This is a genomic window from Actinoplanes sp. ATCC 53533 (assembly GCF_003947245.1).
In genome coordinates this window covers 1-9,265 of sequence record NZ_QHHV01000184.1, presented here as the reverse complement: position 1 = coordinate 9,265, position 9,265 = coordinate 1, and the positions used below count along the sequence as shown (strand labels likewise).

The following is a 9,265-nucleotide window of genomic DNA, read 5'->3' as shown; positions in this document are numbered from 1 at the left end:
TGCGCCGCTGAACACGGCCCGCTTGCGATGAACGGTGCTGGCAGCGGCGGCCCGCCCGTCGAGCGTCAGCGCCAGGCCGTCGAGCACCTTCCGTACGAGGGACGCATCGGCGAGATCGATGAGGTTGACCGTGTTCGTCTCCACCCATGCGACGGCCGAGGCGAGATCGGGCGGCGGCGGTCCGGCGTCGCGTCGGTTCTTGTTGCAGACGTAGGTACGCATGGCCTTCCGGAGGGTCGCCTCGGGCGGCATGCCTCGCGTCGAGGAGAGCAGCAACATTGTTGCTCCGGCCAGCGTCTCGGCGATGCCCTTGCGGTGGTTCGCCGAGGCGCGCGGCCACTTCAGATCTACGAAGGCCACCACGTGCTCATACCAACTCCGGGTGTTCAGCGCACGGGCCATCGGTTCGGGCAGCCCGCAGCGCTCATCGAACGCGATGCCTTCACGCTGAGCGGTGATCAGCTTCGCGCGGAAGCTCTCGGCAAGTGCGTTGGTCTTGAAGCTGTCCCCGAACCGCTCCCCCGCCACCTGCCAGCGGACCCGGTAGGTGGAGGTCGGCCTGCCTGCCCGCTTGCTCTTGCGTTCCTCGATCTTGTAGACGCGAACGTCGTAGCTACTCATGCGGCCTGCGGCTCCTCACGGCTCGACAACCAGGCGTCGTAATCGGTGCGGCGGATGCGGATCGATCGATTGGGGAGCTTGTAGGTCTTGGGCGCCTGCCCGAGGGCCTTCCAGCGGAAGAAGGTCGAACGCGGGACTTCCAGCTCGGCGAGGAATTCGTCAAGGGTCAGAAAGGTGCGTGCCATCGGGTCCGGCCTCCCTTGGCGGGGTCGTGCGGGGCGGTCAGCGTTGCGGTGATGGGCTTTCAGCGCGTTGGTGTCCTCATCAGAGGGTCTGAGTCGACATTTGGCAGGAGGGCTCCGAGCGGCCCGTCCAGAGGGCCGTGAGGGCTTGATCTGGAATGCCCCGGTATGGAGGCATAGGCCGGAGTCTCTGTGTGGCTCTGAGCGGGTCGGCGTTCCGGCGGCCGGGAGTTGCTGGGCGGCCGAAAGGGGCCTGACACAACTGACAGAACTGACAGAACCTGTGTCGCGTGGGGGTTGTGTCAGTTGTGTCAGTTCTGTCGGGGCCATCACGCGGCCCGCCGGGCGTCGAGGGCGTGCACGGTCGCGGCGGGCCGGTGGACGTCGGGGTGTACGAGGTAGCTCGGCGACGGCGGCCGTCCCCCAGCGCGTTTCGGGGCGGGTGGGTCGAGCTGGCGGAGGTAGCCGTGGGCTTCCAGGACGGCGAGCACCGGATCGAGGTCAGCCATCGTCTTGAGCTGGGTGGACTGCACGGCCCGGAACAGTTCCCGCCGGGTGAACGCGGTGGAGGTGGTGCGCTCGATCCAGGCCAGGACCTGTCGGGCGTTGCGGGTGGATTGGTCGGCGCCCATGTCGTCGAACGCGGCCAGGGCGTGCGCGGCGTAGTACTCCCCGATCATCGCCGCCCGTTCGATGGTGTCGGCGCTGACGTATTGTCCGGATCCGTCGGGCAGGTTCTCGGCGAGGTGGAGCAGCCCGGCGATGCGGATCACGGCGCCGGTGTACTTCGATCCCCAGTCCACGATGTGCGCCCATGCCGCACCGGGACGCAGCCGGGGCTCTACCGCGCGTTCGATGTCCAGGACCCGTTCGTTGGCCTCGGGGGTGAGGGCCAACACGATCGGGTCGGTCTGCTTGGCGAGGGCGAGGATCAGGTGGTGCAGCCGGGCGTGGTAGTCGGCGGCGACCTGGGTCGGGATGGAGTCGGCGCCGATGGTGCGGAACCCGACAGTGTTCTCCGGCAGGGAGAACAGGATCCGGGCGAGCAAACCCAGGCCCCGGAAGCCGGGCATGCCTGCGATGTCGCGCAGGATCTCGGGCTGCACGGCCAGGCCCATGGTGAGGGCGGGTTTGTCGATGTGTTCGGTGTCGCGGGACTGGCGGCCGACCCGCAGCATGTCTCCGGCGTGGCCTTTCAGGAACACTTCCAGGTTCGGGGTGCCGGAGTACCGCCCGGCGATGGTGGCGAAGATCCCGCCCTCCGGCGACAGCACCGCCAACCGACCGCCCTGGGCGGCGAGCCACGACGTGGCGGTTTCGCTGGTCACGTCGTCGGCGACCAGGATCGGCTTGACCGGCACCGTGATGGATTCGGCTTTCATCGCGGCATCCGTGGCCTCAGCGAGCAGCGTGTCACTGCCGGACGCGTTGGCGTTCGCGGCGGCCAGTGCCGCTTTCTCAGCGGCTTTCCCGGCGACCTTGGCCATCAGTTCGGCTTCGATGATGGCCGGTGCGGTCCGCTCGATCAGGGTTTTCTCGGCGGCGAGGATCGGGGAGACCATGGCGGCGAACACCGCGCTCTTGCGCGAGCCGGGCGGCAGCACGACGACGGTGAACAGGTTCGTGGGTTCACGCCAGGAGCCGCGTACCTCCACCTCGGCGCGGCCTCCAGCGGCGGTGGACAGACAGGCCAGGGCGATGCTCCCGGCCGCGTCGATCGGGGTTTGGGTGAACTCCGCGACGGCGAACACCTGCTCGGCGAGCCACCCGGGCAGTAGTTCGGCGGGGAACGGGGGAAGGTGCCGGCCACGGCCGAGCGGGATCAGCGGCGACCAGCCGCCGGGGGTGTCGGCGTCGTCTAGCAGGGCGCGACCGGTGGCGAGGACCTCGGCCGCGTCGGCACCGGAGGCGGCGAGCTGGGCGAGCTGGGTGCCGAGGTCGGCGACCTTGCGCCGTTTGGCGTGGCTGGCCACGATCGCGGCGTAGTGCCCGGCGTTCGCAGCCGACGGGACTTCGGCGGTCAGGGTGTGCAGGTATGGGGCCCCGCCGACCCGGCCGAGGTCGCCAGCCTCGGCCAGGTGCGCGGTCACGGTGATCGGGTCGGTGGGGATGCTGGCGGCGTGCATGGCGCACATCGACTCCCACAGGACCGTGTGTGCCGGGCGGCCGAAGTCGGACGGGGCGAGGGTGGCGGCGAGGTCGGCCATCAGGGTCGGGGCGAGCAGGGCGGCACCGATGACGGCCTGCTCGGCGGCCAGGTCGAACGCGGCGTGCGACATGGGTCGGCTCCCTTCGATTGGAACAGGCGGGTTAGCGGCGTCGGCGGGTGTTGGTCCGGGGCATCAGGCAGCCTTTCGCTCGTCCAAACAGGAAGTTCTCCTGTAGGTGGTGTGGAGCTCCACCGGGTTGACGGGAGATTTTGCGGTTCGGTCGACGGAGGGCCGGTCGTGCTGGGCGCGGAGGATGCCGGGCCGGACGGCGACCAGGCGCACGAGTTCGCGCATCAGTCGCAACGTCGTGGAGATCTGCCAGCGGGCGCCGGATTCGTTGCTGTGCAACGGGATCCGGGCGCGGATCTCGGCGTACTCGATGTTGCCGGTGCGGATGCGGGTGATGACGGCCCGGCCGCCGATGCCGTCGGCGATCAGGTCGGCGGAGCGGTGCTCGCCGAGGTTGCGGCGGTGATCGCGGGTGCACCACGAGGTGTGCTCGGTGGGCTCACGCTGGATGCGAGCCATGGTCCGGGTAGCCATCAGCGGGTGCCTGCCTTCTGCTTGCGGGTCGGCCGGGGTGTGCGGGTCACGGGGTCAGTGCCGGTCGGTGTCGGCGTAGGTTCCCGGGGTGAGCGGCCGGGCCGGGCGGGCGGCGGGCGCCGAGGGTGCGGTGTAGGTGGCCCGGCGGTAGGCGTTCATCACGGCGCGTCCCCACCGCATCCGCACGCCCTTGCCCCGACACGGCCGACAGGGGCGGTTGCGGCGGTTGCGGCGGTGCCCGGTTCCCTTGCATCGGGCGCAGGGTGCGTAGGGGGTGCGGGAGCACTGCTCGGCGTAGACCATCGCGCCGATGGCGGCGGTCGCGAGGCCCCACCACGGGTGTCCGAGGTAGCCCGCGAGGCTACCCACAGTGATCAAAACAAGGCCGGGGGTCGTCCGGGCGGCGAGCCAGAGTAGGGCAGTGAGCAGGGCGAACATTGCCCATAGCGGGTTGCGGGTGGGGGTGGTCACCAGGGCCTCCAGGACTGTTTTGGGTGTGTGGCGCCGTGCCGGCCGCTAGGGGCGAGTCGGCAGGTGGGGGTTCGGTTAGGGGGCGAGGGTGGGGGCTAGCGGACCCGCTAGGCCTCGCGGGGACACCCGCTAGGCCTCGCGGCCCGCCGAGATGATCCCGGGGTCCGGCCGGGCCCGTTCGGCCCGGCCGGGCCGGGGCTAGTCGCCTCGCTTGTTGTCACGCTCAGTGATGGCCGCTTCGAGGTGGTTGAGGCGGATGCCTTTGCGGGTCTTCTCCAGTCCGGCATCGACGGGGGCGTCGGCGGGGCGGATCTGTCCGACGTCGACGGTGGGGGTCTTCCAGCCCGGTGCTTCGGCCTTGAGCGCGGCCATCAGTGCGGCCTGGGACTTCCACCGGCCGGGGTGTCGGGTGTCGACCCGGGCGAAGATCACATCCCCGTGCAGGGCGATCTCGTCGCCGATGAACACCGCCCGTACGTCGTCCAGCGCGTGGTGGGCCGGGGCGGTCTCGACCTGCTCCACGATCCCGGCCGCCGCGCCGGTCAACGTCCCGGCCTTGGTCCGTCCGGCCAGGGCGGACGCCACGATCCGTTTGACGTCCGGGAGCACGAACGTGGTCCGGACCCGGACGGGCTCGCCGCCTTCAGAGCCGATGTACCAGCAGGATCCCCGGTCGTCGGCGGCGGTGCCGGCGGCACCCCGGCGGAACGCGGTCGCGTCGACCCCGCGCTTGTAGGCGCCGGTGCCGAGGATCATGTCGTTGCCCGGCTGTCCGTTCTGGTGGAACGCGACCCGCACGATCGGCAGGGAGCTGATCGAGGTCGGGATGGAGTCGGTGTCGGTGCGCTGCGAGGCGATCTCGACATGGATCCCGCACGCCCGGCCGATCTTCATCAGGTTCGTCAGCAGGGCCGCGATCTCCTTGCCGTACACCGGATCGGCCAGACCCTCATGGATCTCGTCGATGATGATCAGGATCCACGGCATGGTGTGCTTCTTGGACCGGGCGAGCCGGTCGGTCAGGGCGGCGGCGTTGTTGTCGAGCAGGTCAGAGCCGACCTTCTTCAGATCCGTCAGGACCCGGCGCCGGCGGATGACCTCCCGCGTGGTGAGGGTGAGGAAGTCGACCAGCATGCGGGCGGTTTCGGTGGGGTCGGCGTCCGCGCCGTAGGCGTAACAGACCGGCTCCAGCTCGGCGTAGTCGCCCATGCCCTTGAAGTCGAACACCGCCAGCTGGGCGCCGTCGACATCGGCGGCGGCCAGACACGCCAACCCGATCAGATACGCGGTCTTGCCCGATCCGGGGGTGCCGGTGGTGATGCCGTTGGCCCCGGGCAGTGGCCACCGCACGGGCCGGTTACGCGGGTCGTGACCGATGGTGCAGGGGGCGCCGACGTTGACCGGCTTGCCGAGGTAGGCGAACCGCTTCGGCTTGGTCTGGCCCGGGTCGATGTCCAACACCAGGATCTCCACGTGCCCGGGGACACCGGTGGGGGCCTGCGAGAGGTGGACCATCGCGGGTGGGCGTTTGAGGGCACCGGCGATGACGATGGACTTGGCCATCACCATCTGCGTGGTCACGCCGGGGATGGGGTGGGTTTCGGCGACCTTCCCGCCCGCACTGTCGTCGCGGAAGATGACATCGACCGGGGAGTGTCCGGCCTTGACCACGTCCCGGAACTGGGTGATCCCGGTGGCCAACAGCGCGCCGGTGACGGTGTCGTTGGTGACCGGCGGATACGGCGACGGCTCCCGGAACTGCGGGAAGAACGGCGCGGTGCGGGCCCGGCCGTACCAGACCAGCCAGCACCCCAACCCCATCCACGCGGTCACCGCGGCTCGGCCGGCGTTGCTGGCGATCAGGTCGCCTCGGCCCAGCCAGAGCAGCAACCCGACCAGCCCGACCAGAGCAGCCAGGGGCAGGATGGTGCGGGAGCGGACCACCCGGCGGCGGTCCTTGACCTCCCGGTGCCGCTCCGCGCGGGCCTTCAACCACGCGTCGACATCGGCCTTGCCGTCGACCGCCCCGGCGGCCTGGTCGGCGACGGCCAGGGCCTGGCGGTCATCGACGAACGCGAAGAAATCCGTGACGGAGCGGGCGATCCCCCGGAACCACCACCCGGACGCGCGGACACTCCAGGCGCCGAGGACCACGATGGTGTTCCACAAGTAGCGCCACTTAATAGGTCCACAGCCGATGGGCCTTGTGCCGCCAGCCCACCGCCCATGCCCACTGCTTCAACTCCGGCGGCGGGTCCGTGGCCTTCGCGGCCACGATCTCGCCTTCCAGCACCTCCAGAGCATCCCCGGTGGCAGGCACGGACAACGCGTCGTCCAGGACCTCGGCCGGGACCACGGTCGAGTTGTCGCGGCGGGACCGGGCGGCGTCCAGGTCGAGGACCTCGCCGAGGTCGGACTCGGCGGCGGTCCAGTCGAACTGTTCGGATCCGTTGTCGGGGTTGGTCATCGGGTCACCTCCGAACGGGTGATCAGGTGCGGGTAGCGGTCGATGTCGAACAGGCTGATGAAGTCGTTGATCTCGTCCGAGGCGGCCAGCGAGCCGGACTCGCCGGTGGTCGCGCGGTAGTCGATCGAGTCGCCGAGCACGTCGACCGTGTCGAGCAACGGCTCAGCGCAGAGCAGGTAGTTAGCGATCGGGCAGCACGTGGCGTCGGCCCGGTCGCCGGTGATCCCGGCCTCGGCGAGGCGGTAGGCGATCAGGTCCGGGGTGTCGCCCAGGACGGTGATCAGGTCAGCGATCCGGTCGGCGAGGTCATCACGGTGCAGGGAAGGGGCGAGGCTCATCGGGTTGTCCTCTCGGCTTTCAGGCGGCGATCACGAGGGCGGCGACGAACAGGAACAGGTAGTGGAAGGACTGATCCAGGGCGTAGGCGCCGGTGCCGAGCGAGGGGTTGTCGTTGCGGCCGGGCCTCGGTGTACCGAGGGCGTGGAACTTCGCGGAGCCGGTCAGCTCAGCCAGCCGCCGCAGCGGGGTACGCCGGTCGGCGATGTAGTGCGTCACGGCCGAGATCGTGAGTCCGGCGGCGACGGGGCCGGGGTGCAGGTCGAGGCCGGTTGCCAGGGCGAGGGCGCCGAGGAAGCCGAACGCGGTAGCGGTGTAGCTGGCGACGTGTGCGGCGCAGGCCTTCCGCCCGGCCGGTCCGGGTTGCCCTTGCAGTCGGCCTGGTGCTGGGTCTGGATCCAGTGGTCGGCGACCTGGTGCGCGACGTACAGGGCGACGAAGACGGCGGCGAACGTGGCGACGGATGCGACGGTCTCTGGCAACATCAGAGGTCTCCCAAGGTTCAGCAATGGGCTAGGGGTGACCGGCGGCACGGCGCTTGCTTGCAGGCTTGGGGCCGTGCCGCCGGGCGAAGCTAGGCAGCGGTTGCGAGTGCGGGCGTTTCCGCAGCAACCGGGGCGGATGGTGACGCGTCGGTGACGCTCAACGCGGCGAGGTGACGCCGGACCGTCGACGGGGAAACCCCGGCCTTTTCGGCGATCTGCTTGACCGGTGCGCCGGGCATCTTCGCGGCGACCTTGGCGACCTTCACCGCCGATGCCGGTCGCGGCGTGACGCGCTTGGCGGGTGCCTTCTTGACCACCGGCGCCGGTGCGGGGACGTCCTCGATCATGGGTGTCGGGGCCGGTGCAGGCGCGGCCACCGGGGCGGGCACCGTGACCGCGGCGGCCGGGTCGGCGACGGCGGTCAGCGTGCGGATCCGGGCGCCGATCTCGACCAGGCTGACCGAGGCGACCACGATCAGGCCGTCCACCGACAGCGGCAGCAGGTACGGTGCCGCGCCGGTCTCGCCGTACTCGGCGGCGACGCCCGCCATGTGCCAGTACGACACCCACGCCGCGATACCGGCGATGACGGCGGTAGCGGCCATCCGGGCTATCGACGTGATACCGCCCCGGGTCGGGATCCGCGAGATCAGCTCGACGGTGAGCAGCAGGGCCAGCGGCGACCAGGCGGAGATGGCCTGGCTGATCATGTTGTTCTGGGCGTGCAGCACGTTGCCGGCCAGCGATGCGGCGATGCCGAGGGTGAACACCGCCCGGACGCCCCACCCGATGCGCTTGAGACTCGCAAGGTTCGCCATCACGCGGCCACCTTCCGGGCGGCGGGACGCGCGGCCAGCTCGGCAGCGACGCGGGTAACGGCGGCCTGGGCCCGGCGCAGCCGGCGGCGGTCGAGGGTGGTTGGGCCGCCGTGGTCGGCGGCGTAGATGAGGGTGATTTCGGCGTCCAGCAGGTCCAGCTCGGCGGCGATCAGCGGCCACTCGGCCTCGATCGCGTCCAGGTCGGCGGCCGACGGGCCGTCGGTGATGACGTGGATCTTCTTCACGGGAGGTCCTCCGGGAACGGGAGTCGGCACGCCGATGACGCGGACGCGGCTACGGCATGCCGACCAGCGGAAACAGGGGTAAATGGCGGACGGGCCGCGTTGATGAGCGCGGCCCGCGTGACCTGCGAGGTATGGCGTGAAGCGCTTGCCAGCGCTCACGTTGAGCCGATGGGCGGACATGTCTTGCGGCCGTACACGTCGACGGCCGAACACCCCCGGCAAACCCGAAGATCACGTGTTCAGTTGTCAAAGAGCAAGTCGGACTCAGCGGTGTCATGGCGCGCGGCAGCACGTGCCGCCGTCCCAGTCCTTGCTGACCTCTTGGCTTGCCTGGCTAGCCAGGTCGGCCGAGATCAACGTAAGCCGACCTGACTAGTCAGGTCAAGACCTAAACGAGAACTTCCCTAACTTGGCTAGTCAGCGCTACCGTGTAGCGGTGACCGAGAACCTTGACTTCCTTGGCCAGCTAGACCCCGATGACCCGAAGCAGGCGTCGCAGCAGATCGCCAACAAGCTGCGCGCGGCCATCCTCACGCGTCGCCTCGAGCCGGGCGACAAGCTCCCGTCGCAGCCCGACCTCGCCACCCGCTACGGCGTGGCACGGGAGACGGTGAAACGCGCGCTAGAGATCCTTCGCACCGAACGGTTGATCGTGACCCGGCAAGGCAGCGGCGCATTTGTCCGCGCACAGACGCAGCTCGCGGTGGAGTTGCGGCCGCACATCGAAGCCGCCTTTGAGCGACCGCACGTCACGATCGACTTCGCGGGATTCTCCGGCGAGACACTGCGAGACGCGGTCGCCGAAGCCCTCGACAAGGTGCGCAGCGGCCGGCTTGCCCCCGAGACAATCGCCGTACGGGTTCTGATCTCCGACATGACGGTGCCGA

The 9,265-nt window shown here is 69.9% G+C and carries 10 protein-coding genes and 2 pseudogenes; 1 reads left to right on the top strand and 11 read right to left on the bottom strand.

Annotation, left to right across the window (positions count from 1 at the left end):
* The 11 genes and pseudogenes from DMB66_RS44780 to DMB66_RS44730 form a co-directional block, all read right to left on the bottom strand.
* A pseudogene (locus tag DMB66_RS44780) lies at nucleotides 1-621 on the bottom strand (integrase); the annotation flags it as partial.
* Nucleotides 618-806: an AlpA family transcriptional regulator gene (locus DMB66_RS44775; protein ID WP_125810210.1), complete on the bottom strand. Its 189-nt coding sequence runs from the start codon at nucleotides 804-806 to the stop codon at nucleotides 618-620. The pseudogene DMB66_RS44780 and the gene DMB66_RS44775, both read right to left, overlap by 4 nt.
* A gap of 326 nt (nucleotides 807-1,132) precedes the next feature.
* Nucleotides 1,133-3,082 carry a YfjI family protein gene (locus DMB66_RS44770; RefSeq protein ID WP_125810209.1) on the bottom strand — a complete coding sequence of 650 codons (1,950 nt, stop codon included), beginning with the start codon at nucleotides 3,080-3,082 and terminating at the stop codon, nucleotides 1,133-1,135.
* A 63-nt stretch (nucleotides 3,083-3,145) separates the two neighbouring features.
* On the bottom strand, nucleotides 3,146-3,556 hold the full coding sequence (locus DMB66_RS63065) for a hypothetical protein (protein ID WP_199752985.1): 411 nt from the start codon (nucleotides 3,554-3,556) through the stop codon (nucleotides 3,146-3,148).
* Nucleotides 3,557-3,610: 54 nt separating this feature from the next.
* Nucleotides 3,611-4,027, bottom strand: coding sequence for a hypothetical protein (locus DMB66_RS44760; RefSeq protein ID WP_125810208.1), 417 nt, complete (start codon nucleotides 4,025-4,027; stop codon nucleotides 3,611-3,613).
* 198 nt (nucleotides 4,028-4,225) lie between these two features.
* Nucleotides 4,226-6,196, bottom strand: coding sequence for an FtsK/SpoIIIE domain-containing protein (locus DMB66_RS44755; protein ID WP_125810207.1), 1,971 nt, complete (start codon nucleotides 6,194-6,196; stop codon nucleotides 4,226-4,228).
* Between the two features lie 10 nt (nucleotides 6,197-6,206).
* Nucleotides 6,207-6,494 carry a hypothetical protein gene (locus DMB66_RS44750; RefSeq protein WP_125810206.1) on the bottom strand — a complete coding sequence of 96 codons (288 nt, stop codon included), beginning with the start codon at nucleotides 6,492-6,494 and terminating at the stop codon, nucleotides 6,207-6,209.
* On the bottom strand, nucleotides 6,491-6,832 hold the full coding sequence (locus DMB66_RS44745; RefSeq protein ID WP_125810205.1) for a hypothetical protein: 342 nt from the start codon (nucleotides 6,830-6,832) through the stop codon (nucleotides 6,491-6,493). The genes DMB66_RS44750 and DMB66_RS44745 overlap by 4 nt, the downstream gene beginning before the upstream one ends.
* Before the next feature lie 19 nt (nucleotides 6,833-6,851).
* Nucleotides 6,852-7,315, bottom strand: a pseudogene (locus DMB66_RS44740) (DUF3307 domain-containing protein).
* Nucleotides 7,316-7,404: 89 nt separating this feature from the next.
* A complete protein-coding gene (locus tag DMB66_RS44735) occupies nucleotides 7,405-8,133 on the bottom strand; it encodes a DUF2637 domain-containing protein (RefSeq protein ID WP_125810204.1) in 729 nt (242 codons plus the stop codon).
* Entirely contained in the window at nucleotides 8,133-8,378 is a 246-nt protein-coding gene (locus DMB66_RS44730; RefSeq protein WP_233625288.1) for a DUF6284 family protein, read from the bottom strand. The genes DMB66_RS44735 and DMB66_RS44730 overlap by 1 nt, the downstream gene beginning before the upstream one ends.
* Before the next feature lie 436 nt (nucleotides 8,379-8,814).
* Here DMB66_RS44730 and DMB66_RS44725 point away from each other — a divergent pair.
* Nucleotides 8,815-9,265 (top strand): winged helix-turn-helix domain-containing protein (locus DMB66_RS44725; RefSeq protein WP_148112825.1); only part of this gene is annotated, 451 nt, incomplete at its 3' end.